This is a genomic window from Dyadobacter chenwenxiniae (assembly GCF_022869785.1).
GTDB lineage: Bacteria > Bacteroidota > Bacteroidia > Cytophagales > Spirosomataceae > Dyadobacter > Dyadobacter chenwenxiniae.
This window is the reverse complement of sequence record NZ_CP094997.1, coordinates 1,614,788-1,640,051: the sequence shown is the minus strand read 5'-3', so window position 1 is coordinate 1,640,051 and position 25,264 is coordinate 1,614,788. Positions and strand designations below refer to the sequence as shown.

The window sequence follows — 25,264 nt, the reverse complement described above, 5'->3', positions numbered from 1 at the left end:
ATGATCATTGCCGAACACATCAGCAAAATTTTTAATGATATAAGGGCAGTTGACGACATTTCTTTTAAAGTAAATGAAGGCGAGACGATGGTTTTGCTTGGCACCAGTGGCTGCGGTAAAACGACAACGCTCAAAATGCTGAACCGCCTGATCGACGCATCAAGCGGTTATATTTCCATCGATGGCAAAAATATTTTTGATCAGCAGCCGGAAATCCTCAGACGTACAATCGGTTACGTTTCCCAAAGCAGTGGTCTTTTTCCGCATTACTCTGTGGAGGAAAATGTTTCCGTTGTTCCCAAATTATTGAAATGGGAAAAAACTAAAATCCGCAACAGAGCGCAGGAATTGCTGGAACAGCTCAAACTTCCGCTGGAAGAATACGGCCACAAATATCCCGACGAGTTAAGCGGCGGCCAGCAGCAACGCGTCGCTATTGCACGCGCGCTCATTTCCAATCCGCCCGTTCTGTTAATGGACGAACCTTTTGGCGCGCTGGACCCGATCACGCGCGCGGGCGTGCGACAGGAGTTTTTGAATTTACCAGAATTAAAAAAGAAGACCATCGTGCTCGTAACGCACGATGTGCAGGAAGCATTTGAACTGGGCGATCACATTTGTTTGATGGATAAAGGGAAAATTATCCAGGCTGGCAGTGCGAAAGAACTTGTGCTGAAACCCACCAATGCCTTCGTCCGAAATTTCTTCGATCACCAACGCCTTTTCCTTGAATTAAGCGCGGTCACTTTTGGGGACATTTGGAGCATTACCAATCCCGGGAATTTTGATTTTCAAGATAACATTCAAACTGCCTCCCATGCCGAAATTAATGCATCTACGAGCTTATGGGCAGGACTGGAAATCCTTTCAAATCCAGGTAAAGAAAAATTGACCGTGCGCAATGAGGAAGCCAATGCATTGAAAATCTTCACAACACCCGGCATTCAGGAAGCATACAAAACCCTAAAACAGCAGATCTGATGGACGTCCAGCAAAGTTTGTGGGAATTTATGGTGCAACAATCCGATAAGTTATGGAGCCAGACACTGGCGCATATTGGCCTGACCTGCATCTCGCTGCTCATCGCTGTCGTCATCGGTCTACCGCTCGGGATCTGGATCGCGCAACGGAATAAGGTCGCCTGGCTCGTGCTCGGCGTTGCGGGCGTGCTGCAAACGATTCCGAGCATTGCATTGCTCGGCTTTATGATCCCGTTGCTGGGCATAGGTGCGCTTCCGGCTATTACTGCGTTGTTTTTGTATGCATTGCTGCCGATTATCAGGAACACTTATACCGGAATCCGCGGGGTAAATCCTGCGGTTACGGAATCGGCACGGGGTATGGGAATGAGCCGCTGGCAGGTTTTGTTTCATGTAGAACTTCCGCTTGCAATGCCCGTTATCTTAGCTGGAATCCGCACGGCAACGGTCATCAATGTGGGTGTTGCAACGTTGGCGGCTTACATTGCGGCGGGTGGTTTGGGTGAGTTTATTTTTGGCGGCATTGCTTTGAATAATACCAATATGATCCTCGCAGGCGCAATCCCGGCGGCCCTGCTGGCTGTTTTTCTTGATCTGCTTCTTGCGTTAGCTCAAAAAGCGAATATCAGGAAAATGCGGAAAGTGTCGGTGGTGTTGCCTGTTCTGCTGCTTTTGCTATCCTCATTCTATATTTTCCCATATGCCGATGCCAAAATGCTCGGGGGCTTTACGCCTGAGTTCATGGGCCGGGAAGATGGCTATCTGGGCTTAAAATCAAAATACAAGCTGGATATGACGACTGTCGTCATCAGCGATGCGGTGATGTACAAAGCGGCCTATGAGAAGAAAATTGATGTTATCAGTGGTTACAGCACCGACGGACGGCTCAAAGCTTATGATTTGATCACATTGCAAGATGACAAAAGCATTTTTCCGCCTTATTATGCTTCTCCATTGGTCAGAAAAGATGTTTTGAAAAAATTTCCTGAACTGGAAAGCGCATTAAATCTCTTGTCGGGAAAGATCAATGATTCGATCATGACGGATTTGAATTACCGGGTCGATTATCTCAAACAAAGCCCGGAAAAGGTGGCGCAAGATTTTATTGTGGCTAATAAGCTTTACAAAAAACCAAAAAACGGAAATAAGGGCGTTATCCGGCTTGGTTCCAAGATTTTTGCGGAACAATACATTCTGATCAACATTTACAAAACACTGATTGAAGGAAACACGGATTTGAAAGTTGAAACAAAAACAGGACTTGGCGGAACGAAGATTTGTTTTGATGCATTAACCAATAATGAGATCGATATGTATCCTGAATACACGGGAACAGGCCTTTTGGTGATTTTGAAGCCTTCGAAAAAGGATCTGGCGACGCTTTCAGGGAGTCGTGAAAAGGTTTTTGATTATGTTCAAAAAGGTTTTGCTAAACAGTTTGACCTGCAATGGCTCAAACCCATCGGCTTTAATAATGCTTATGCCCTGATGATGCGTAAGGAGCAGGCACAATCATTGAATATTAAAACTATTACAGATTTAAAAGAATATGTATCCACTGACAACCACCGCCATTAGTGAAGCATATAATCGGGTCAGGCAACATTCAGAAACGATATGTGAACCGCTTGAAACCGAAGACTATGTGCCGCAGCCCGTTCCGTTTGTAAGCCCGCCAAAGTGGCACCTGGCGCATTCAACGTGGTTTTTTGAAACATTCATCCTCAAACCGTTCATGCCCGGCTACCAGGTTTTTGACACTGATTATAACTATCTCTTTAACAGTTATTACAATAATGTCGGCGAGCGCACGCTGCGCACCGACAGGGGAAATGTTACGCGGCCGACGACCAGAAATGTGTATGCTTACCGGCAACATGTGGATCGTCATATGTCCGAACTGCTCGAAACATTAACCGATCCGGAAGCACTGGCGCTGGTAGAACTTGGCCTGCACCACGAGCAGCAGCACCAGGAATTGCTCGTTACCGACATTAAGTACATTCTGGGCCACAACCCGCTGTTTCCGGTTTACAAATCGGGCCATAACCTGGTTGATGATACAAATGGAGAAGGAGGTTTTGCCACAATTTCAGAGGGCGTTTATGAAATAGGGTTCAATAGTGACGAGTTAGTGACGAGTTCTGTTTCGACAATGAGCTCAATGAGCTGGGCAGACACAAAGTGTATCTGCACGAATTTGAAATTTCCAAAGCTTTGGTTACCAATGCAGAATTCATCGCATTCATGGAAGCGGGCGGTTATCAGGACTTTAACCTGTGGCTGGACGAAGGCTGGTCGTGGGTGAATGATAACAGCATCAATGCGCCCATGTATTGGCATAAAATAAATGGCGAGTGGCATTATTATACGTTGGATGGATTGCAAAAAGTGAATCCGGACGCTATTTTAAGCCACATCAACTTTTACGAGGCGTCGGCATTTGCACAATGGAAAGGCATGCGGTTGCCGACCGAATTCGAATGGGAAATTGCTTCCGATCATGTCAATTGGGGCAAGCGTTGGGAGTGGACAAACAGCGCCTATCTCCCCTATCCGGGCTTTTCAAAGGCTCCGGGCGCGGTTGGCGAGTATAATGGTAAGTTCATGATCAACCAAATGGTGCTCCGCGGCGCGTCTGTTGCAACCTCTCCCGGGCATAGCCGAAAAACTTACCGCAACTTTTTTCACGCACACGAGCGCTGGCAATATACAGGCATAAGGCTGGTGAAGTAATTGATTAACAAATATTATGTCAGATAATACATTTGCAAAAGATATACACAAAGGGCTTTCCGCTCCATTAAAATATATATCCTCAAAATATTTTTACGACGACATTGGCAGCGGCATTTTTCAGGACATTATGAATATGCCGGAATATTATCCGACGGCCTGTGAATTCGAGATTTTATCATTGCAAGGGCAGCAAATCATCGACAAACTGGATTTCGCGCAACCTTTCAACATTGTCGAATTTGGAGCTGGTGACGGCATTAAGACGCGCCAGTTGCTCAGAACACTTGTGGAAAGCGGTGTAGAATTCTCTTATGTGCCCATTGATATATCCAAAAAGGCGATTGAAGAGCTGGAAGCCAATATGCTCGATCATTTACCCGATTTACAGATCAAGCCAATGATCGGCAATTATTTCTCCATGATTGAAGAACTGGCCTCATCAGAAACGCCCAGTCTTTTTTTGTTTCTTGGCGGGAATATCGGAAATTATGAAAAGGACGAAGTCAATGATCTGTTAAAGAGCTTTAACAGCAGCATGAAACCAGGCGATAAGTTACTCACAGGCTTTGACTTACAGAAGAATCCAGCCACTATCCGCTTCGCATATGACGACCCGAAAGGCATTACCAAGGCATTCAATATGAACCTTTTGCACCGGATCAACCGCGAGTTGGGCGGAAATATCCTGACAAACCAATTCGACTTTTATTCACATTATAATCCAATGAATGGTGAAGTAAGGAGCTATCTGGTTAGTCTGGTCGCACAGAAAATTCATCTTCAGCGGATGGACAAATGTTATTATTTTGAGCAAAACGAACTCATCCGCACGGAGTTATCCAGAAAATATACATTAAAAGAAATCGAAGAAGCCGCCAAGATAAACGGATACAAAGTCCTTGAACACTTCCTGGATTGCAAGCATTATTTTACGGATAGTCTTTGGGTGAAGGAATAAAAGGTGCGCGGATTTGTGTTGAAATTGCTATTTTAGCTAAATACAACTCCTAAACGCCGATCAACGTGAACAGTTCTACCCGCGCCGTAAGATGGCAGCTATCTCTTTTCCTTAGCTTTTCCGCCGTCAATGCGATGCTGCTTTGCGGGGCGGTGGCAAGTCTGGCGCAGTCGAAAGTGAATGAGGATTCGCTTTACATCCGGCAAAACTATACCAAGATCGAACGGATGATTCCGATGCGGGATGGCGTTAAGCTGTTCACTTCCATTTATTTACCCAAAGACATTTCGGCTTCTAAAAAGTATCCTGTTCTCTTAAACCGCACACCTTACTCAGTAGCACCTTACGGTGAAACATTATTCAAAACCGCCCTCGGCCCAAGCATGCACTTTGCGCGCGATGGCTACATTGTTGTGTATCAAGACGTTCGAGGCAAGTATATGTCGGAGGGTGAATTTGAAGCTTACAGGCCATTTATCCCTCATAAGAAAAATAAAACCGACACGGACGAAAGTTCCGATACTTATGACACCATCGAATGGTTAATCAGCAACATTGACGGGAACAATGGCAAAGTTGGAAGTTGGGGCATATCGGCTCCCGGATATTACACAACCATGACCGCTGTCGAAGCCCATTCTGCATTAAAAGTTGCGTCTCCGCAAGCGCCTGTCGCGGATTGGTTCATGGGCGACGATCGCCACCATAATGGTGCATTTTTTCTGATGGGCACCTTCGCTTTCCTGTCTTCATATGGAGCGCCGCGGCCGGAGCCGACATCTAAGGGAACGCCGCAATTCTCTGCATACGGAACGCCTGATTCTTATGAGTTTTATAAAAATCTGGGGCCATTGAAAAATGTTAATGAGAAGATCTTCAAAAACCAAAACCGCATCTGGAACCAGATGATGGAGAATGAGACCTACAACGACTTTTGGAAAGCGCGGACGCCTGTGCCGCATTTGAAAAACATCAAACCGGCGGTCATGGTGGTTGGAGGCTGGTTTGATCAGGAAGATCTTTACGGGCCGCTAAAAACATATCAGGGCATAGAAAATAATAAACCAAAGTCCCCTAACCTGCTCGTAATGGGCCCCTGGATTCATGGCGGCTGGGCGCGCGGAACGGGAGAATCCCTGGGGAATATTCGTTTCGGTTCCCAGACAAGCGCTTTTTATCAGAAAGAAATTGAGTTTCCGTTTTTTAGCCATTATCTCAAAGATCAGCCGCAGCCGTCACTTCCCAAAGCTTATATCTTCGAAACCGGAGCTAATGAATGGAGAAAGTATGACCAGTGGCCTCCGAAAAATGCTGTTTTGAAAAAACTTTATCTGCATCCCGACGGAACATTATCGTTCTCGCCCACGATGACCACCATGCAGGTTGGCGCTAAGCCCGCATTTGATGAGTATGAGAGTGACCCGAACAAGCCTGTTCCCTACACATCCGAGATCCGCATTATCCGGGGAAGCGACTTTATGTATGAAGATCAGCGCTTTGCAGCATTACGCCCCGATGTGCTCGTCTATCAGTCCGAGGTGCTGAAAGAAGATGTCACCATCTCCGGCAATGTAGTTGCGGATTTATTCATTTCGTCAACCGGCACCGACGCCGACTTCGTAGTTAAGCTGATCGACGTTTACCCGGGCGATGCGCCAAATGACAGTCCTATTAATCCGAACATGAAAATGGGCGGTTTTCAGCTCCTGGTACGCGGGGAAGTGATGCGTGCGAAGTTTCGCAACAGCTTTTCCAACCCTGTCCCTTTAACTCCGGATAAGATCGAGGAAGTAAAATTTGATATGCAGGATGCCGCGCACCGTTTTAAAAAGGGTCACAAAATTATGATCCAGGTCCAGAGTTCATGGTTTCCGTTGGTTGACCGCAATCCGCAGAAATTTGTCAACATTTACAAAGCCGACGAGCAGGATTTCCAAAAAGCGAAGCACAAGGTCTATTTGTCAGGAGAGCATTCTTCCTACGTTGGGGTAAGTGTGGTTGAGTAATGCTTGTAAGATTCAGCTTTTACAACTTATATTCCTCAATTTTTCTGTAAAGCGTAGCGATTCCAACTTCCAGTAACCGCGCAGCTTCCGCCTTGTTGCCATTGGTATAATTCAGCACTTTCTGAACGTGCAGCTTTTCGGCACTGGCGAGAGAGAATGCAGAAAGATTCTTATTCCCGTCATTCCGGGCCAATAGCAATTCAAAGGGCAGGCTCTCAATGTCCAGCACAGGACCGTCTGTGAGTATGACGCTTCTTTCGATCACATTTTTCAGTTCGCGGATATTGCCATTCCAGGAATTATTTTCCAGTGCATTAACATATTCCGGCGACAGAGATTTGATCTTTTTATTGACTTTCAAGGCATATTGAGCGGCAAAACTTTTTGCAAGTGATTCAATGTCGCCTGCCCGCTCGCGTAATGCGGGAATGGTGATCTGAAAGGCAGATATCCGATAAAAAAGGTCGCTTCTGAAATCGCCGGAGGCTATTTCTTTTTGTAAGTCGCGGTTAGTTGCCGCAATAATGCGCACGTTCACCTTGGTTGGTTGCGTGTCGCCTATCTTTATAAATTCCCCCGATTCCAGCACCCGCAGCAACTTGGCTTGCAAGTCCGGCGCGAGCTCTCCAATTTCGTCCAGAAAAATAGTGCCGTTGTGCGCCTCATCAAAGAGCCCTTTCTTATCTTTTGTCGCGCCTGTAAATGCGCCTGCTTTATGTCCAAACATCTCGCTTTCAAGCAGATCCTTCCCAAAGGCAGAACAGTTTATCGCAACAAATGTCTTTTTGGAACGTGCGCTGGCCTGGTGGATGGACTGCGCAAAAACTTCTTTTCCAGTCCCGGTTTCACCCAAAAGCAACACGGTCGTGTCCGTAGGCGCCACGCGGCGGGCGAGGTCAATGCAGGCAAGCAGTTTTTTGGATTTGCCGATAATAGCGTCGAAGGAGTGTTTTTCGCCTAGCTGTTTTTCCAGCGAAACAACCCTTTTATTAAGATCGGCTTTTTCCAAAGCCCTGTAAATAAGAGGAATGATCTTATTATTATCGTCGCCTTTGGTGATATAGTCAAAAGCGCCGTTTTTGATGGCCTGCACACCGTCGGGAATGTTGCCGTAGGCTGTGAGCAGGATCGTTTCCAGCAAAGGATATTTTTCGCGGATCGTTGTGAGAAAATCTACACCGTTACCGTCCGGCAATTTTACGTCGCACAATACAACATCTATATCGCTGTGGTCCAGCTTTTTGACGGCCGATTTCAGATCTCCGGCTTCCAGAACTTCAAATCCTTCGAGTGTTATCACCCTGGCAATCAGACTTCTCAGCTTCTCCTCGTCGTCAATGATCAGTATTTTCTTCACAAACTACGCGTAATTATTCGGGTGCAGACAGCTTTGCCAATATTCGAAAATGATCTTGATCCTCTTTTTCAGATCTTCGAAGCTGTTCTCTTTCTTAAAAAATCCCTGAATTGTTGCATCATAGGCCGCTGAAATGATGTGCGGGTTGTCAGCAGTGCTTAAAAAAATGAAAGGAATGGATTTTTTTTTCAAATATTCATTTTGCTCGATTCGCAGACGCAGCTCCAATCCATTCATGACCGGCATATTAATGTCGCACAAAATGACGAAGGGCTGTTGCTCAGTCGTTTCCAGAAAAAGCAAAGCATCCAGCCCGTTCGAGAAAAAAATCAGCTGATTTGGAATCTCTAATTCTTCCAGGACGCTTCTAATCAAGAACTGATCATCAGAATCGTCTTCAATGGAGATGATTGGCCCTTTTACTGACATTTTAAGATTTTTCGGTTTTTACTTCCCCTGTAAATATCACATTTATTCAAACGAATACCAATTCCAAGGGTAATTCAGAATGATCCCATTGGAATTGGTTTTCATCCGTTTCTTGTGGAAGCGAAACCAAAAAATAAATTACAACATTAAAGATTCATCCCACCCGAAGCCTCGATCCGCTGGGCGTTGATCCAACGGGCGCCTTCGGTGCACAGGAACGCAACAACCGCCCCTATATCCTGAGGTTCACCTGCTCTTCCCAACGCAGTGATGGAATTGATATGGTCTTCCATTCCCGGATGCGCTGCAAATGCCCGCTTGGTAAAATCCGTGTGAATGATACCCGGAGCTACAACATTAACTGTGATGCCGCGAGGGCCCAATTCTTTCGCCAGATATCTGGTGAGCACCTCAATGGCTCCTTTCATCGACGCATAAGCCGCATAACCCGGCGTAACGAAACGGGCCAATCCGGTAGAAAGGTTAATGATCCGGCCATGATCGGCTATGTAGGGCAATGCTTTTTGGGTCAGGAAATAAACGCCTTTGAAATGCACATTCATCAATGCGTCAAAGTCCTCTTCCGTAGTATCCGCAAACATGGAATTGGCATCAATTCCTGCATTATTGATCAAAAAATCGAATGTTTTACGATTCCACGTGTTCTGTAACACTGTTTGAAGTGCACCAAAAAAAGCATCGAATGTCTTGGTGTTTGCCGTATCCAACTGCATCGCAACGGCTTTTCTACCCATTCCCTCTATGGCCGCAACCACTTCACGGGCTTCATCTTCCTTGGTGCGGAATATGACAACAATGTCCGTCCCCTGTTCCGCCAGATTCAGCGCCATATTCTTTCCCAGCCCTCTGCTGGCGCCGGTAATCAATGCTATTTTATTTCCCTGTTCCATCTTCTTGTTTTTTATAATTTGATGAAACAAAGGTATGCCAGTCAGCGAAGGGAAATTTGCAGGTTTCAAATCAAAACTTACAAATTTCAAATCTTACAACCTGAAAGCGCGTGGCGTTAATGCAGTGTGTTTTTTGAACAGGTTGTTAAAATGGGAAGGTTCTTCAAATCCCAAGCTGTATGCGATTTCCGAAACATTCCAGTCCGTGTGTTTCAAAAGGATTTTGGATTCCTTGATAACGCGCTCAATGATCAGTTCGGTGGTGGTTTTTCCCGTGACGAGCTTTAAAACTTTATTGAGATAGTTAACGTGGATTGCCAGCTGGTCCGCGTAATCCTTTGCGGAACGGAATGCGAGTTTTTGGTGCGGAGGCTCAATGGGAAACTGACGTTCCAGCAATTCGATAAAAAGGGAGGAAACGCGCTTATATGCGTTGGTTTCATTAAAAAGTGCTGATGCGGGCTGCAATTTTTGGCCGCTATGGATCAGTTCGAGCACATAATTTCGAAGGAGATCGTATTTAAAGGCATAATCGGAGGAAATTTCTTTGAACATTTTATTGAAAATGTGCTTGATATCCTCAATCTGCTCTTCATCCAGAAAAAAGATCGGAACATTGCCCGGCTTGAAAACCGGCAGATCCTTCAATAATGTCCCGCTGTTATTCTGTGTAAGGAAGTCTTCCGAAAAAATACAGAACATCCCGGACTGTTTGTCATCCAGCGGCTCCCAGTTATAAGGAATCTGCGGCGTGGCAAATAGCAGCGCATTATGTTCAATATGAATGACCTTATCGGCATATTCAGCGCGGTTTTTACCAATGATCAGGCTGATCTTATAATAAGCCCGCCGGTTATAGGGCACTGCTTTGGCCTTGGAATCCCTGAAAAGATCCTCCGTCCTGAAAATGTTAAAATGGCCGATCTCTTTCTTGACCGGCTCGGGGATCAGCTGTGAGGTATCTTTGTAAAATTCCGGGATTGAAGTCGGTTTCTCCATAAAACAAAGTTACAAAATTCAATCCAGGAATTTCCAGGCTTAGTTGTACTCAACAAATGATTCATCCTGATAACACCAAAGCCATTGTTCTCCCGGTTCGGCAGAACTGGCGACGGGATGGCCGGTTTGGTGGTAATGCTGGGTCATGTGCTTTGCGGGAGAACTATCGCAGCATAAAGTTGCGCCGCACGTCTGGCACGTGCGCAGGTGCAGCCAGCGGCCGTCCGCCTTTACACATTCTTCGCATACATAAGCAGCCGCCTTTTTGACCTCCGTAATTTCACTGATGTGCTGACAAACCTGATCCATTATACTTCACTTAAATATTGATGAACAAAACTGATTGACATAGAACCTTCTCCAACAGCCGATGTTACGCGGTTCATGGCACCGGCGCGGACATCCCCCGCAGCAAAAATCCCGGGAGAGCTGGTTTCCAGCAAATAAGGGTCACGCTGCATTTTCCAGACCTGGCGGAAATTCTCATGACTTTTCATATCCCGGCCCGTCTCGATAAATCCTTTGTTATTCTTAATGATCTGCAATCCTACCCAATCTGTGTAAGGCCTGGCACCAATGAAGATGAAAAGTGCGTCTGCGGGCACGTCACGTTCTTCTGAAGAATTAAGGTCAACGAGCCTTAACCCTTCCAGATGTTCGTTCCCTGTGGCCTCGACAATCTCTGTACAGCCTAAAATTGACACATTCTCCGTGTTTTTAATCTGGTCAATGAGATAGGACGACATGGAGGAAGTCAGGTCAGTTTTGCGGACAATAATGTATACGTTCCTTGCAAATTTGGACAAATACATCGCTGCCTGACCAGCTGAATTGCCGCCGCCAAGCACATAAACGTCCTTATTTCCGCAAGAACTGGCCTCTGTGCTGGCCGCTCCGTAATAAATCCCTTTGCCTGTAAAATCGGCAATTCCTTTCGTTTCCAGCTTACGGTAATCCACCCCGGTTGTGATCACCACTGCCCGCGCATTGATTTCCGTTTCGTCCTCAAGTACAATGGTTTTATACTGGTCCTTTAATTTGATCTCCTTCACCGATTGCGGCGACAGGAATTCTGTTCCGAAACGCGTGGCCTGCGTAATGGCCCTTCTCGTCAATTCCGAACCGCTCAAACCAGCCGGAAAACCAAGATAATTCTCAATCCGGGAACTCGTACCAGCCTGGCCACCAGGTGCTTTACGCTCGATCAATAAAGTACTTAAACCTTCTGAAGCGCCATAAACCGAAGCAGCCAGCCCAGCAGGGCCAGCCCCGATGATGACTACATCGTAAACCTGCAACTTCACCTTGGCATTCAACCCGATATGAGACGCCACATCCAGTAAGGACGGAGTTTTCAGGATTGTCCCATCTTCCAAAATAACGGTTGGAAAATCCGTCGGGCATAGTCCATTGTTTTTGATAATTTGTTTACCCAAATCACTCGAATTGGCGTCCATCCATTGGTAAGGAACGAGATTTCCAGCCAGAAAGTCTTTGATTTCGTGAGACTTAGGTGAGAATTGATAACCTATCACTTTAATGCCCTTAAAATCCGGCCGGTAATTTGCCTGCCAGTCATGCAGCAACTCGTCAATGGCGGGAAACAGTTTTTCTTCCGGCGGGTCCCACGGTTTCATTAAATAATAATCCAGCTGCACATCATTGATCGCCTTAATAGCCGCGTCTGTGTCTGAGTAAGCGGTTAACAAAACCCTTTTAGCGAAAGGAAAAATGGCCATAGCCTTTTCCAGAAAATCCACGCCCTGCATTTCAGGCATTCGTTGGTCGGAAACAAAAATCGCCACTTCCTCTCCTTTATTTTGAAGTTCTACCAAACTGGTCATGGCTTCGCTGACGGAGGAAGTGCTGAGCACCCGATATCTATCCCTGTATTGTGATTTCAGGTCGCGGCTGATAGCCCTGAGCACCTGCGGATCGTCGTCAATTGAAAATATAATGGGCAAACCCATAGTAATGATAATGTTAAAGGGTAAAAGATCTCAAATTAACCATTGATTGGAAAACAAACCAAAAACTCTGTCTTGCCGGGGGCTGTGTGCAGCGTTACCGATCCATGATGCTGCTTGATAATACGCATAACCACATCCAGACCAAGGCCCGTGCCTTTTCCAATGGACTTGGTGGTAAAAAACGGATCGAAAATTTTGTTTTTGATCTCCGCTGGGATACCCGGGCCATTGTCGCACACAGACACTTTTATAAACTCTTTATCTTTGTGTGTGATGATCCGCAACTCCGGATCGGGCTGATTTTCCAGCGCGTCTATCGCATTGTCTATCAGGTTTGTCCAGACCTGATTGAGCTCGCCGACCATTACTTTTACGTGCGGCAGCGCCAGGTCAAATTCTTCCGTAACCTTAATATTAGCTTTTTTCAGCTTATAATTCAGCATGGTGAGCGTATTTTTGATACCGGTGTGGATATCGATCACTTCCTTCTCCCCGCCCCTGTCCATGTGCGTGAACGTCTTTACAGAGCCCACCAGATCGGCTATTCTTTTGGAAGCTTCCTGAATGTCGGCCACCATGCGCTCGGTGGTGAGGTTGTTATTGATCCAAAGCAAAATGGGTGAAAAGTCGTCTTTGTTGATCTTGCTTTTCAACTCTTCAAGATCGGCCTCGGTGATGCCAAATTCTACAATATTTTCGGCAATATCATCACATTCCCCAATGCTGTTCACATCCAGCCAGTCGAGGATTTCGTCTTCCCGCTCCGACCGCTGCATCATACTGAGCACAGGACGCTCTGTGTTAGCCATGATTTGGGTCATCTTTGCATTAATCAGCTCGATCTCATCCGGTGAAAGGTGAATGGAGATGAGTTTTTTGAATGCGCCTGGCTGTAACAAAAGGTGTTTTTTCAAAGAGACCGAACCCCGGACAATGGCCGCCGCCGGGTTATTCAACTCGTGTGCCAGCCCGGCCGACAACTTTCCAAGCGCCATCATTTTCTCATTTTGCTGTTCCAGTTCTGTGAATTCCCGCACACGGGAAGTCATTACAATCACCAGCGCCTGCGTAAGCTCGTAATGCGAAACGATTAATTCGCGCATAAGCTCGACAGGAAAGGTCATGATTTGGGTGAGTTCCGTACATTGCCCGTAGGCAACGCCGACTTTCCCTCTGGAAAATGGCAAAACCCCGGTAACCGTCCCAGGAAGCAATTCTGCGATAAATAACTTTGCATTGTTTTGAATGCGGTATAGTTCAATGCGACCGGAAATGATTACATGGGTGCCGTTCAGCGGCTCACCAGGCGAAGTCATCATTTCTCCCTCAGGCAATTCGTAATGTCTGCTCCGGTCGATCATCCATTGCAACTGGTCGTCAGGCACATCCTGAAAAACCTTGATCGCTTTCAAATCCGCCGTTGATATGTCTTTCATGAAATAAGTGCTTGCTGTTAGTCAATGCCCCAATTTCGAAATATTTGATCACATGGCAGAAAATTTTTTGCCCAAACCTGCTGAATTTGACGGTGAAGTTTTAATGTCAGGATCTGCGCGGCCCGACCTGGGCGGCCCCATCTGCGCGGCCCAACCTGGGCGGCCACACCTAAGCGGCGCCTCCCGTGACAATGCGGTTGTATATTTTATATTCCGGAAATCCGCTGATGTGCTCGGCGAGGCTGATCTCAACCCAATCCCGATTGGCCTGATGCACGAAAACGCCGTTGCAAGCCGGGAAAAGGGCCTGCAATATGCGCATGGATTCCTCTTCCATATTGATCTCCTCATGTCCAAGCTCGCCCGAGTGATAGTAACCGCGGCACAATCCCATTGAAGTCTCGAACTCGATTTTAACCAAACTCCCGGAAAGTTCTTCCTGCGTGCTTTCCACAATGATCTCTTCGCGAAGGTCTTCCGCTGTTCCCAAAGTTTCTTCCTGTTCCCCCAGAATATCAATAATACTCATTATAAAGTGTGATTGGTAAGCCATCAGCAGTCAAAAAACCATTCCCGCCAGCTGCCCATTATCGATGCGGTATGATTATTTTATCCATCCGTTGCCTTAAATAAGCACTATGGAAGCAACGGATCGCATACATATTGGAACATCCGGATGGAGCTACAAGCACTGGAAAGGGATCTTCTATCCGGCCAAAATGAAGCCGGCCGATTACATAACGTTCTATGCGGACCATTTCTCGGTTTCGGAACTGAACGGGAGTTTTTACAAATTACCAACGCAAGAAACCGTGCAAAAATGGGTAACAATGGTGCCGGAAAATTTCATATTCTGCCCGAAAATGAGCCGTTACCTGAGTCACATGAAGAAACTGCACGATCCGGAAGAACCGTTGCAGCGGTTCTTTAACATATTTGAACAGATCAAAGAGCATCTCGGCCCCGTGCTTATTCAGCTGCCCGACAATGTTAAATTCAATGAAGCAGTTGTAAGGCCATTTTACGAATTGCTGCAAAGTGACTATGCGGCATATCGCTTCGCGATGGAAGTCCGTGATGAATCCTGGTTTTCCGATGAAAGCCTCAAATTGATGAGAAAACACAAGGTAAGCCTCGTTTTTGCTCAATCTGACCATTTTCCCTACTACGAAGAAATTACCGCAAAAAGACATCTTCCTCCGCTTTCACGGGCCCGGTTCGCTTTATAGTTCACCCTATTCTGATGAGGTTTTAAAAGAATATGCCTTCAAATTCGGCGAATGGGTTAAGCAAGGCCATCATGTGTGGGCTTTCTTTAATAATGACGTCGGTGGCCATGCACTTCACAACGGCGCAACCTTGAAAAAATACGTTGCCGAACTTACAGATTAACACATTTTCAAAACATCAAAATCATGAGCCTGACCAAAATACAACGAGAAACGTTCCTTTGAAAAAACACCCGAACCAAAAGGTGGAAAAGCGGATTCGGAAGAACTTATTTTTGTAATCCAGAAACATCACGCTTCGCGGCTGCATTACGATTTCAGGTTGGAAATGGATGGCGTTTTGAAAAGCTGGGCAGTTCCCAAAGGCCCGTCGCTGGATCCCGCTACCAAGCGGCTTGCCATGATGGTCGAAGATCATCCTTATGATTATAAAGATTTTGAAGGAATTATACCGAAAGGCAACTATGGTGCTGGAACTGTAATGGTCTGGGACGAAGGCACATATGAACCTCTCGAAGAAGCGAAAACAAAAAAAGAGAAAGAAAAAATACTGCTGAAAGAGTTGGCATCCGGCTCCGTGAAGATCCGCATGAAAGGCAAAAAGCTGAAAGGCGAATTTGCCCTGGTTAAAACAAAGGGTATGTCTGAAAATTCCTGGCTGCTCATCAAGCACCGCGATAAATTCGCTTCTGAGACGGACATTACAAAAAAAGACAAGTCTGTGATTTCCAACAAGACTTTGGATGGCATCAAAGCCACCACAGACAACATTTACGGGGAATCGAAAAAGGATGAAGAAAAAGAGGCAAAAACAGGAAAAAAGAAGAAAAGCGAGGATGAAGAAGCCCCTATCGACGAGTATATTGAAAAAGAAAAAGACGATAAATCCGATCTGGAAAGTGCTGCAGCCCTGTTAAAAAAGGGAAAGAAAGCAAGATTCCCCGAAGACATTGTGCCCATGCTCGCCACGCTCGTGGACGAACCATTTGACGATCCGGGCTGGGAATATGAGGTCAAATGGGATGGTTACCGTGCCATTGCTTACATTAATAACGGTACGACCGAGCTGAAATCGCGTAATAACAAGTTATTCAATGACAAATTTTACCCCATTTACGAGGGCTTGTGCGACTGGAAAATCAATGCGGTGCTGGACGGCGAGGTTGTTGTGATCAATGATAAAGGCCATTCGGATTTTGGCGCACTGCAAAACTGGCGCAGCGAGGCTGACGGCGAGCTTGTTTATTATGTTTTTGATATTCTTTGGTATGAAGGAAAAAGTTTGCTCGACCTTCCGCTAACCGAGCGTAAAGCCATTTTGCAAAGCATTGTTAATGAGGACAGCCCGGTCAGGATCGGTTACAGCATTGCCGCTGAGGGAACCGCATTTTTCACAGCGGCCGGCGAAATGGGCTTAGAAGGGATCATAGCCAAGCGATCCGATAGCACATATCGGGCAGGTTTACGTACGAACGACTGGTTGAAGATCAAAATCCATAAGCGCCAGGAGGTTATCATTGCAGGTTACACGCGGAACGCAGGCACTTCCAAGCGTTTCAGCGCGCTGCTGCTGGCTGCGTACGAACAGGGCGTGCTGCAATATGTGGGCAAAGTAGGGACGGGTTTTAAGGATAAACAGCAAAAGGAAATGCTGGAACTATTTAAGCCGCTGGAAACAGAAAGCAGCCCGTTTAAAGAGACACCGGATTACAACAAGCCTTCGCGGTTCCGCCCTAACCCACCCAAAGCCAATGCGACCTGGCTCAAACCGGAGCTCGTGTGCGAAGTAAGCTTTACGGAGGTGACTTCCGATGGCGTTTTCCGCCATCCGTCATTCGAAGGAATGCGTGAGGACAAAAAAGCCACGGATGTAGTTCGCGAAATAGAGCAGCCGACAGAAAAAGTAGTTGAAGCGGAGACTCCTGAAAAGACAGGGAAGAAAGCTGAGAAGCAGGAAGAGATCATTGAAAAACCCGCCAAGTCCAAGCGCAAAACACTACTCAACCCGACAGAAGAAACGCAGGTCAGAAAAATCAATGGTAACGAGGTGAAATTCTCTAATCTAAGCAAAATATTCTGGCACCAGGAAAAAATCACGAAACGCGATGTTATCAATTATTACTATCAGGTCGCTCCGTTTATTTTGCCTTATCTCGAAAGAAGGCCGCTGTCCCTGAACCGTTTCCCGAATGGCATAGATGGAAAGAGTTTTTATCAAAAAGACGTAACCGGCAAAGTGCCTTCCTGGGTTGAAACATTTCCTTACACTTCCAATGATGAAGATCAAGAGAAAAACTTCATGGTTTGTAATGACGAGGCAGCATTGTTATACATGGCCAATCTGGGCTGCATAGACATGAATCCATGGAACAGCCGCACGAACAAACCGGATAATCCCGACTGGTGCCTGCTTGATCTGGATCCTGACACAACCAACACTTTTGAGCAAGTTATTGAAACGGCGTTGGCCATTAAACAGTTACTCGAGTCGTTAAATATTGAAAGTTATTGTAAAACTTCCGGCTCCACGGGTCTGCACATTTACATTCCGCTTGGCGCAAAATACAGTTACGATCAATGTCAGCTTTTTGCACAGTGGATCGCAAGCCAGGTGCAGCAAGAGTTGCCCGGGTTCACGAGCATTGAGCGCATGACAAAGAACCGCAAAGGGAAATTATACATTGATTATCTGCAAAACCGCCCGAAAGCAACATTGGCAGCTCCTTACTCTATCCGGCCCAAACCGGGTGCAACGGTCTCTATGCCATTACATTGGGAGGAAGTTAAAATCGGTTTGCAGCTACGCGACTTTACTATACTGAATGCGATGGATAGGCTGCAACAGGAAGGCGATCTGTTTAAACCCGTGCTGGGCCAAGGGATCGACCTTGAAGCAGTCATTGGAAAAATCGAGGCAAAAGCGAAGTAACTCTTAAATCGTGCTTACGATCACATCAAACATTCCAAAAATTTTCTTCTAAACACCTTGCTCAAATATGAAAAATTGACATTTATAGTATAAATTGTCGCTATACTCTGCGTTTATCTCCATTACGAACCCATGCAACTAAAAATTCACATACATGGATTTGAGCCTTGTTAATGGTATGGTCGGCGATAAGACCATGTGCGAGACACAACGCATAGCACGAGTAGGAAGTTGGGAATCAGATTTGCTTACCAATTCCGTCATGTGGTCCGATTTAGTCAAAGAAATTCATGAAGTGAGTCCCGACTATCAGCCGGAGTACACCGCTGCCATGAACTTCTACAAACAGGAATACCGCGAGTTGGTTGCGCAGGCTGTGCAAAAAACCATTAGCGACGGGTCCCTTTTTGATATCGAGGCGATCATTGAAACAGCAAAAGGAAATGCCCGCTGGATCAGGGTAAGCGGCAAATCAGAATTGCGGGACGGGCAATGCGTCCGGATCTATGGAGCAATCCAGGATATTCATGACCGCAAAGTGGCTGAACTGGGGTTGCTGGAATCCCGAAACCGGTTCGAATCACTTTTACAGACCGTGGACGGCATAGTTTGGGAAGCCGATGTGTCTACATTGGCATTTACATTTGTGAGCGACCAATCGATGCGTATTCTGGGTTACGCACCAGAAGAATGGATCAACAAAAAAAATTTCTGGCAGAGCCGCATTCACCCCGACGACCGCGACCAGGCAGTCGGCTACTGCCACCGGCAAGCGCAGGAAGGAAGAAACCATATTTTCGATTACCGGATTATTTCGGCCGATGGTAAAATCGTCTGGCTGAAAGATATTGTGTCTGTGATTAAAACGGACGGAGTGCCTACGCTGTTACGGGGCGTGATGGTGGATATTACCGAAACAAAACGCTTCGAAATCCTCGAAAGCTTAGAAAAAACCGTCCTCGATCAGAACGCTACGACGGAACATTCACTGAAAAAATTGCTGTCGCAATATTTGCTGGGCATCGAGCAGATATATCCGCTCATGAAATGTTCCATAGTGGGCATCGTCGACGGAAGATTAAGCAACTGGTGCTCTCCCAGCCTGCCAGCGCCTTACATCCGGGCCATTGAAGGGCTACTAATTGGGCCTGACAGCGGATCTTGCGGCACTGCTGCATATTTAAAGGAAAAAGTCATCGTCAGCGACATTGCGAACGATCCACGGTGGGCCAGATACGCACATTTGGCAATCCCACACCAGCTTTATTCGTGCTGGTCACACCCTATAATGGATTCTGATGGTAATGTGACGGCCACATTTGCCATTTACTATGACCACATTAAAACGCCCGATGAGAACGAGATGAAGGTGATAGATCGCGCGGTTGCGATTTTGAAAATGATTTTGGAAAACAAGAAAAAATCTGAAATCATTATTTCAAGCAGGTCACGGCAGCAACGGGAGGAGCTTAAACTACAAGAGATCGCCTATATGCAATCGCACGTGGTCCGGGCACCGCTCGCGCGCCTCATGGGCATAATTGATCTGATCAAAAATTATCCCCATACCGATATCGAGAAGAATGAGCTGCTGGATCATTTGCTGTTATCGGCAAAAGAACTGGACGAAGTCATTCGTGACATATCGGAGAAAACGGAGTGAGCAGGATCACAAACCGAACCGCAACCCGATCGCCAGATTCACAATGTCCGAAGGTTTCAGATAGCCCGTGTTCTGTACATAGCTGATCAGCAAAAGATCATAAGTGCCGAGCTCGTAATACATTTCTATCGACCTCTGCCTTTTATTTACAACCAAATCCTTTCCCAACTTTCCTCCTATATAAGCGCCGGGCCTGAATGAGGTGGCCCACCAGTAATAGCCGACTGGATAATGTGACGGAAGTTTGGTATCAAACTGCGTCCCGAAAGTGTAGCTCAGATAAAATCCGATCGAAAATGGTTTGATATAATAACTATTCTTTAAAGGAATGCTCCAAGGAGAATAAGTGGTTTTTAAAGTGGTAGTGATCAGCTGGTCGCCGCCAAACTTTTGAGGCAAAAAGCCAAAAAGCAGATCCGTTTCTAATGTCTTATTATTGGAAATGTAACCAGGACCTCCTGACAAAAAGCCGATGTTACCCGCAAACTGCAATTTCAAATGATCCGGCAAAAACCACTTCCGCGTTGAATCCAGCTCATCCTCGATTTGAGCGGCTGAAAAAAGGGGCATTATGAGGAACAGGAGTAAAGATAATTTTTTCATGGCAATCAGTATGTCATCTTTTCTGCTTTGTAACCACCCTTCCAGGTTGTAAAAAGCCAGTAGCCACGTTCACCGGTGCTGGTTGTAAGGTAATAGTGAACGCCGTCCCCATAGAAATCTCCGTCCCTGAATGTATGCTGATGACCGTAAAGCGTGAATTTTACATTGGGATCGTTGGCCAAAAGCCCGGCGTAACCCTCTTGTAACTTGGGATCAAAATCGCCGTCGAAAGGCGGAATGTGCGCAACGACGATTGCATTTTTGTTATCGTGATTATCGGCTAGCTGAGATTTCAGCCAGTTCAAATCCGGAACCGCACCATTGAAGATGTACTCACGCGAATTTGTATTAATAAAGATGAATTTGTTATCGCCGTACTCAAACGAGTAATCCATCGGCCCGTAAATCTTCCGGTAGGCTGCCGGACCGTTAGCAACGAGGTCATGATTGCCAATGACGGTCAGGTAAGGGCATTTCAGTTTGATCATGATCTCATTCACCCACTTAAACTCCTGCGAAAGGCCGAAGTCGGAGATGTCGCCTGCATGCAGCACAAATGCAATGTCTTTCTGGCTGTTGGCGCTTTTTATAAACGCGTCCGTTTCGTCATACCAGCGCTGCGTATCGCCCATAAGGATAAACCGAACCGTGTCTTTCAACGGAATGGCTTTGATACGCTCAATATTTTTCTGATTTAGATTGGTCTCGCTATCCTTAAAGATTACTTGATTGGGATTGTACTGAAATACGCCCTCGCAGGCTGTCAGAGTCATTCCCAAAGCGAGCAATAATGCTTTTAGAGAATTTTTCAATGTATGGCTAATTTTTAGTAGCAATAACCTGTCAACCATAAACGCAAAGTTATAATTCCTAAAAAAAGCCTTTTCAGCCAGCTTAAAAACAATATTTTTGGGCACGATTATTGCAATGTGCTGGTAATCTTACTCTAAAATGTTATGAAAATAAAAACCATCGGAATACTCACAATGCTGGGGCTCCTCTCTATTACCCTGCCGCTAGCTGCCCAGGTTGTTTCCAAGGATTCTCTAAATATGCTCAAAGAGCAAAAAGAGAACATTGAGATTAGCAAAAAATTGAATGAACGCAAATTGGAACTGGCAAAGCTCGAAAATGAGCTGGAAAGCGCAACACGCGAGGTCGAAAAAACAGCCGAACAAGCGCAGCGTTCAGCCGATGACAACCAGAAGAATGCTGAAAGATTAGGCAGCGATCCGCAGGACAAAAAATTAGCCAGGCGAGCCGGGAACAGCGCAAGCGGTGCCAGAAAAGATGCAAAACGCGCCAGAAAGGCCTCAGACCATCTCGACGACCTGAAAAAAGATATTGAGTCACTAAGAAGAAGAATTGCTGACGATGAAGCGAAATTAGCCAATATGCAAGGCGGGGCTTCTTCAAACTAATCACATGACCCCCTTCTTTCACGGGTGTATCCATTCAGTTGGATGCACCTTTTTTTGTCATTGCTCGGCATGCTTTTTTATATAATATATACATCAACAAATTAGAAAAAACCATGGCTACTGCAACAGCAAAAACCAATACAAAGAAAACCGCACCAAAGGGGGCAACCAAAACAGCGTCCAAATCGACCGCTGCAAAAGGCGAGACAAAAACAGCTCCAAAGAAAGCGTCCGCAGATAAATCTGCAACGAAAACAGCTGAAACGAAAACAGCTCCAAAGAAAGCAACTGCCGATAAGGCAGAAACAAAAACGGCTGCAAAGAAGGCAGACACGGAGAAAGGAGCCACAAAAAGCGCCGATAAACCTGCGGCAAAAACGGCCGCCAAGTCAGCGCCGAAAAGCACTTCTAAAAGTAGTGGTAAAAAGGCCAGCGACTCGGATTCCAAATCCAATACAACGACCAATCACGATGAGATCCGTGCCTGGGTAGAACAGCGCGGCGGAAAGCCGGCAACTGTTAAAGGCACCAATAAAAAGAAATCCGATGCCGGAATACTCCGAATTGACTTCCCTGGATATTCAGGAGATGACACGCTAGAGGAAATCAGCTGGGACGAATTCTTCCAGAAATTTGACGAGGGAAATCTTCAATTCCTGCATCAAACAGAGACGGCAGACGGGAAGGAAAGCCGTTTTAACAAATTTATCTCGAAATAGATTGAGGAAGCAGTAAAGGGGCCGTGCATAAATGCACGGCTTTTTTTATGATACATAAAATACTTTTTATATTTATATTATTAATAATAAGTATGATATGTGGGAAGCTTATTATTAGGGTATGAAAGGCGCTGTTACTAACCTATACTTAACCGTGTTCAAGACTTTGAAATAGGTGTCCTCCTGAATAAGCATAAATAGTATTTTTGAAGTGCTTACAACGGAAAAACTATTCATTGATGAACCGGGCGCTTTTTAACAAACACAAACCGACCATTCTATACGGCATTTCACTGGCCTTGTTGTTGTTCTTGTTGAAGTGGCTGGAACTTCGCTTCATTATTATTAACCACATTTTCGAGATCTATGCGGGCGCCATAGCACTCCTTTTTACTGGTCTGGGCATTTGGCTCGCACTCAAACTGATGAAACCGGAAGTCGAGACCGTTATCGTCGAAAAGGAAGTTTTTATTAAAGCGGAAGATTTCCAATTCAATGCGCGGGAACAAGCGCGGCTGGGTTTGAGCAAAAGAGAGCTCGAAGTCCTCGGCCTTATTGCGGAAGGATTGAGCAATCAGGAAATAGCTGGTGCGCTTTTCGTTTCACTCAACACCATAAAAACACATTCCTCCAAACTATTTGAAAAGCTGGAAGTGAAAAGTCGCACGCAAGCTGTCGAAAAAGCCAAAAGGCTGAGCCTCATCCCATAAGCGAAGTCATACTTTTGTATGAATTATCGAATCCATTCTAAAAATCACCCGAAAGTATGAGTTAAATTGGCGGTCAGGTCTTCTATTTTGCAGCACAACCTAATTAAACGATCGCTTTTATGAAAAAGATTATTGTAGTCTGCGGCCTGATATCCGGGATCATTGTATCCACATTCATGGTTTCGTCCGTTGCCGTATGCTATTCAACGAGTGATTTTGAAGGCAATATGCTGCTAGGCTATGCGGCTATGCTCCTTTCTTTTTCCTTGATTTTTGTGGGTATAAAAAATTTCAGGGACAAATTCAATGGCGGCTTTGTCACATTTGGAAAGGCCCTGCAGATTGGCTTACTCATTACATTAATTGCTTCCACTGTCTACGTAATCGTCTGGCTAATCGATTATTATTTGTTCGTCCCGGAATTTATGGAACGCTACACAACACACGTCATGCGCGAATTGCAACGTGAAGGAGCGACCGCGCAGGAATTACAGGAAAAGTCCGTTGAAATGGACGGCTACCGTGAAATGTACAAGAGCCCGCTGATGGTCATTCTTTTTACCTATGCTGAAATCTTGCCGATCGGTCTTATTGTCTCACTACTTAGCGCATTGATTCTCAAAAAGAAACCATCGCAATCGCTTCCCATCATCTGATCCGTCTCACTTTCTAATTTGAACCAAACATATAATTAAAATGAAAATTATTGTAACAAGCGTTATGGTCGATGACCAGGAAAAAGCTAGAAATTTTTACACGGAAAAATTAGGCTTCCGGGTGAAATCGGATATCCCCGTTGGAGAATATAATTGGCTGACTGTGGTGTCACCGGAAGACGAGCACAGCGTCGAGCTGTTGCTTGAACCGATGGCTTTTGGCCCGGCCAGGGTTTATCAGAAAGAACTATTTGATGCCAACATTCCAGCAACCATGTTTGGCGTGGATGATATTCAGGAAACCTACGACAAGCTTTTGGAGCTCGGCGTGAAATTCAAAGGTGAGCCGGTAAAAATGGGCAATGTCACCATTGCTATATTTGAAGACACCTGTGGAAACCTGATTCAAATTGCCGAGCAACATTAATGTATGTTACACCCGGCGCTTTGGGCAAAATCGGGAACTTGTATGACTGTGATATCCAAAAAAAGTATAGTGTATGCATAGTGAAATATAGTGTGTGTACCAGAACTTTATTAAGCCGTTACAAATAAACGCTAATAGCAATTTGTTGTCAAAGCCGTTGATTGACTGGCGGGGCTCAGTTAGTAATCGGTAAATAGCCGCCGATTTGTCGGTTTTGTTCAATTTGCGAGAGCAGCCGGTTCTTATATTTACCAGGATAAAAACCTGAACGGACATTATTGCTTACACTTTAAAACTATACAGCCCAGCCATGAAGCCAATTATCAGAAGATCAGCACTAAGCAAGTACATTAAGAACATTTGGATCCTGGAAAACCAGGACATTGACAAAACAGATCATTCACTCAAATTTTTTGCAGACGGCTGTTCCGGCCTGATGTTTCAGCAAACAGAATCCGGGGTCTTCATCGGGGACAAAGCATTATCCAGCTTCCTTTTGTATGGTCAAACGGTAAAGCCGATTGAAATGAAATGTTCGGGCAGTTACAAAATGATCGTATTTGTGTTGTATCCGTACGCGATTCATGCATTGTTTGGCCTTAACGCCAGTGAATTAACCGACACTTGCCTAGATATGCGCACTTATTCGGCCTGCTCCAAAGAAGTTGAAAGCGAACTGGCCCAGGCTGTTTCTACGGAAGAACAGGTCCGGATCATGGAGACATTCCTCACAAAACAAGCCTCTTCTGCTAATACGGACCTGCAAATTCAGCATATGACGACTTTTATTATGAGTTCCAACGGCACCTATACGATTAAAGACTTGCAGGAAACCACGGAAATGTCGGAGCGTACATTCGAACGGAAATTTTCCAGGCAAGTTGGTGTTCCGCCCAAATTATTTTCAAAGATCATCCGCTTTCATTCGTCCATCCGACAAATGGACAAGGGCGCTTACGAGAAATTATCCGATGTTGCTTACGAGAATGGATATTCGGATCAATCTCATTTCGTACGAAACTTCAAGGAATTCACCAGCATTACACCACGCGCTTACAAATCGAAAAAAATTTCAGAAAACAAATCATCTGACGGTTTTATCCAAGTTTAGGGTTTTCCCCG

General features: G+C 45.6%; 26 protein-coding genes and 1 pseudogene. 17 read left to right on the top strand and 10 right to left on the bottom strand.

Translation table 11 applies throughout. From position 1 onward, the window contains the following. The 6 genes from MUK70_RS06800 to MUK70_RS06780 all read left to right on the top strand — a co-directional run bounded on the left by MUK70_RS06800 (position 1) and on the right by MUK70_RS06780 (position 6,683). Entirely contained in the window at positions 1 to 981 is a 981-nt protein-coding gene (locus MUK70_RS06800; RefSeq protein WP_234656163.1) for an ABC transporter ATP-binding protein, read from the top strand. Beyond that, entirely contained in the window at positions 981 to 2,558 is a 1,578-nt protein-coding gene (locus tag MUK70_RS06795; RefSeq protein WP_234656164.1) for an ABC transporter permease/substrate-binding protein, read from the top strand. The genes MUK70_RS06800 and MUK70_RS06795 overlap by 1 nt, the downstream gene beginning before the upstream one ends. Continuing rightward, entirely contained in the window at positions 2,530 to 3,288 is a 759-nt protein-coding gene (locus MUK70_RS31110) for a DinB family protein (protein WP_374760174.1), read from the top strand. The genes MUK70_RS06795 and MUK70_RS31110 overlap by 29 nt, the downstream gene beginning before the upstream one ends. After that, complete coding sequence (locus tag MUK70_RS31105) at positions 3,171 to 3,716, top strand: SUMF1/EgtB/PvdO family nonheme iron enzyme (protein ID WP_510185831.1); 546 nt, start codon at positions 3,171 to 3,173, stop codon at positions 3,714 to 3,716. Before MUK70_RS31110 ends, MUK70_RS31105 begins: the two co-directional genes overlap by 118 nt. Before the next feature lie 16 nt (positions 3,717 to 3,732). Continuing rightward, positions 3,733 to 4,677 carry an L-histidine N(alpha)-methyltransferase gene (locus MUK70_RS06785; RefSeq protein WP_234656166.1) on the top strand — a complete coding sequence of 315 codons (945 nt, stop codon included), beginning with the start codon at positions 3,733 to 3,735 and terminating at the stop codon, positions 4,675 to 4,677. Positions 4,678 to 4,742: 65 nt separating this feature from the next. Further along, a complete protein-coding gene (locus MUK70_RS06780; protein ID WP_234656167.1) occupies positions 4,743 to 6,683 on the top strand; it encodes a CocE/NonD family hydrolase in 1,941 nt (646 codons plus the stop codon). Between the two features lie 19 nt (positions 6,684 to 6,702). On the opposite strand, the gene MUK70_RS06775 is transcribed toward MUK70_RS06780, so the two are convergent. The 8 genes from MUK70_RS06775 to MUK70_RS06740 all read right to left on the bottom strand — a co-directional run bounded on the left by MUK70_RS06775 (position 6,703) and on the right by MUK70_RS06740 (position 14,314). After that, on the bottom strand, positions 6,703 to 8,040 hold the full coding sequence (locus MUK70_RS06775; protein WP_234656168.1) for a sigma-54-dependent transcriptional regulator: 1,338 nt from the start codon (positions 8,038 to 8,040) through the stop codon (positions 6,703 to 6,705). Positions 8,041 to 8,043: 3 nt separating this feature from the next. After that, positions 8,044 to 8,469 (bottom strand): response regulator, encoded by a 426-nt coding sequence (locus tag MUK70_RS06770; protein WP_234656169.1) that lies wholly within the window; start codon positions 8,467 to 8,469, stop codon positions 8,044 to 8,046. Positions 8,470 to 8,615: 146 nt separating this feature from the next. Then, positions 8,616 to 9,380, bottom strand: a complete 765-nt coding sequence (locus MUK70_RS06765) for an SDR family NAD(P)-dependent oxidoreductase (RefSeq protein ID WP_234656170.1) — start codon at positions 9,378 to 9,380, stop codon at positions 8,616 to 8,618. 93 nt (positions 9,381 to 9,473) lie between these two features. Further along, a complete protein-coding gene (locus MUK70_RS06760; protein WP_234656171.1) occupies positions 9,474 to 10,379 on the bottom strand; it encodes a helix-turn-helix domain-containing protein in 906 nt (301 codons plus the stop codon). A 39-nt stretch (positions 10,380 to 10,418) separates the two neighbouring features. Continuing rightward, positions 10,419 to 10,688, bottom strand: a complete 270-nt coding sequence (locus MUK70_RS06755; RefSeq protein WP_234604756.1) for a UBP-type zinc finger domain-containing protein — start codon at positions 10,686 to 10,688, stop codon at positions 10,419 to 10,421. After that, positions 10,688 to 12,349 carry a response regulator gene (locus tag MUK70_RS06750; RefSeq protein WP_234604755.1) on the bottom strand — a complete coding sequence of 554 codons (1,662 nt, stop codon included), beginning with the start codon at positions 12,347 to 12,349 and terminating at the stop codon, positions 10,688 to 10,690. The genes MUK70_RS06755 and MUK70_RS06750 overlap by 1 nt, the downstream gene beginning before the upstream one ends. Positions 12,350 to 12,384: 35 nt before the next feature. Next, positions 12,385 to 13,785, bottom strand: a complete 1,401-nt coding sequence (locus MUK70_RS06745; protein WP_234656172.1) for an ATP-binding protein — start codon at positions 13,783 to 13,785, stop codon at positions 12,385 to 12,387. Positions 13,786 to 13,954: 169 nt separating this feature from the next. Beyond that, positions 13,955 to 14,314: a hypothetical protein gene (locus tag MUK70_RS06740; protein ID WP_234656173.1), complete on the bottom strand. Its 360-nt coding sequence runs from the start codon at positions 14,312 to 14,314 to the stop codon at positions 13,955 to 13,957. A 109-nt stretch (positions 14,315 to 14,423) separates the two neighbouring features. On the opposite strand from MUK70_RS06740, the gene MUK70_RS30810 reads away from it, so the two are divergent. The 5 genes and pseudogenes from MUK70_RS30810 to MUK70_RS06720 all read left to right on the top strand — a co-directional run bounded on the left by MUK70_RS30810 (position 14,424) and on the right by MUK70_RS06720 (position 19,606). Further along, positions 14,424 to 15,014 (top strand): DUF72 domain-containing protein, encoded by a 591-nt coding sequence (locus tag MUK70_RS30810; protein WP_256464069.1) that lies wholly within the window; start codon positions 14,424 to 14,426, stop codon positions 15,012 to 15,014. Then, complete coding sequence (locus MUK70_RS30805) at positions 14,926 to 15,177, top strand: DUF72 domain-containing protein (RefSeq protein ID WP_256464068.1); 252 nt, start codon at positions 14,926 to 14,928, stop codon at positions 15,175 to 15,177. The genes MUK70_RS30810 and MUK70_RS30805 overlap by 89 nt, the downstream gene beginning before the upstream one ends. A gap of 48 nt (positions 15,178 to 15,225) precedes the next feature. Continuing rightward, positions 15,226 to 15,684: pseudogene (locus MUK70_RS06730) on the top strand (DNA polymerase ligase N-terminal domain-containing protein); the annotation flags it as partial. A gap of 288 nt (positions 15,685 to 15,972) precedes the next feature. Continuing rightward, on the top strand, positions 15,973 to 17,943 hold the full coding sequence (gene ligD, locus MUK70_RS06725; protein ID WP_244784859.1) for a DNA ligase D: 1,971 nt from the start codon (positions 15,973 to 15,975) through the stop codon (positions 17,941 to 17,943). 154 nt (positions 17,944 to 18,097) lie between these two features. Beyond that, entirely contained in the window at positions 18,098 to 19,606 is a 1,509-nt protein-coding gene (locus MUK70_RS06720; RefSeq protein WP_234656176.1) for a PAS domain-containing protein, read from the top strand. Between the two features lie 6 nt (positions 19,607 to 19,612). Here MUK70_RS06720 and MUK70_RS06715 read toward each other — a convergent pair whose 3' ends face one another. Both MUK70_RS06715 and MUK70_RS06710 read right to left on the bottom strand, forming a co-directional pair. Beyond that, complete coding sequence (locus MUK70_RS06715) at positions 19,613 to 20,209, bottom strand: hypothetical protein (protein WP_234656177.1); 597 nt, start codon at positions 20,207 to 20,209, stop codon at positions 19,613 to 19,615. Positions 20,210 to 20,214: 5 nt separating this feature from the next. Further along, positions 20,215 to 21,021: a metallophosphoesterase family protein gene (locus MUK70_RS06710; protein WP_234656178.1), complete on the bottom strand. Its 807-nt coding sequence runs from the start codon at positions 21,019 to 21,021 to the stop codon at positions 20,215 to 20,217. 144 nt (positions 21,022 to 21,165) lie between these two features. Here MUK70_RS06710 and MUK70_RS06705 point away from each other — a divergent pair, with 144 nt between their 5' ends. From MUK70_RS06705 to MUK70_RS06680, 6 genes are all read left to right on the top strand, one after another. Beyond that, positions 21,166 to 21,630 carry a hypothetical protein gene (locus tag MUK70_RS06705; protein WP_234604745.1) on the top strand — a complete coding sequence of 155 codons (465 nt, stop codon included), beginning with the start codon at positions 21,166 to 21,168 and terminating at the stop codon, positions 21,628 to 21,630. Between the two features lie 113 nt (positions 21,631 to 21,743). After that, positions 21,744 to 22,349 carry a hypothetical protein gene (locus MUK70_RS06700; protein WP_234656179.1) on the top strand — a complete coding sequence of 202 codons (606 nt, stop codon included), beginning with the start codon at positions 21,744 to 21,746 and terminating at the stop codon, positions 22,347 to 22,349. A gap of 239 nt (positions 22,350 to 22,588) precedes the next feature. Next, positions 22,589 to 23,059, top strand: a complete 471-nt coding sequence (locus MUK70_RS06695) for a response regulator transcription factor (RefSeq protein ID WP_244784738.1) — start codon at positions 22,589 to 22,591, stop codon at positions 23,057 to 23,059. A 119-nt stretch (positions 23,060 to 23,178) separates the two neighbouring features. Continuing rightward, positions 23,179 to 23,715, top strand: coding sequence for a DUF4199 domain-containing protein (locus MUK70_RS06690; protein WP_234656180.1), 537 nt, complete (start codon positions 23,179 to 23,181; stop codon positions 23,713 to 23,715). A gap of 40 nt (positions 23,716 to 23,755) precedes the next feature. Next, on the top strand, positions 23,756 to 24,142 hold the full coding sequence (locus MUK70_RS06685) for a VOC family protein (RefSeq protein WP_234656181.1): 387 nt from the start codon (positions 23,756 to 23,758) through the stop codon (positions 24,140 to 24,142). A 310-nt stretch (positions 24,143 to 24,452) separates the two neighbouring features. Further along, complete coding sequence (locus MUK70_RS06680; protein WP_234656182.1) at positions 24,453 to 25,253, top strand: helix-turn-helix domain-containing protein; 801 nt, start codon at positions 24,453 to 24,455, stop codon at positions 25,251 to 25,253. The last annotated feature ends 11 nt before the right edge of the window (positions 25,254 to 25,264 follow it).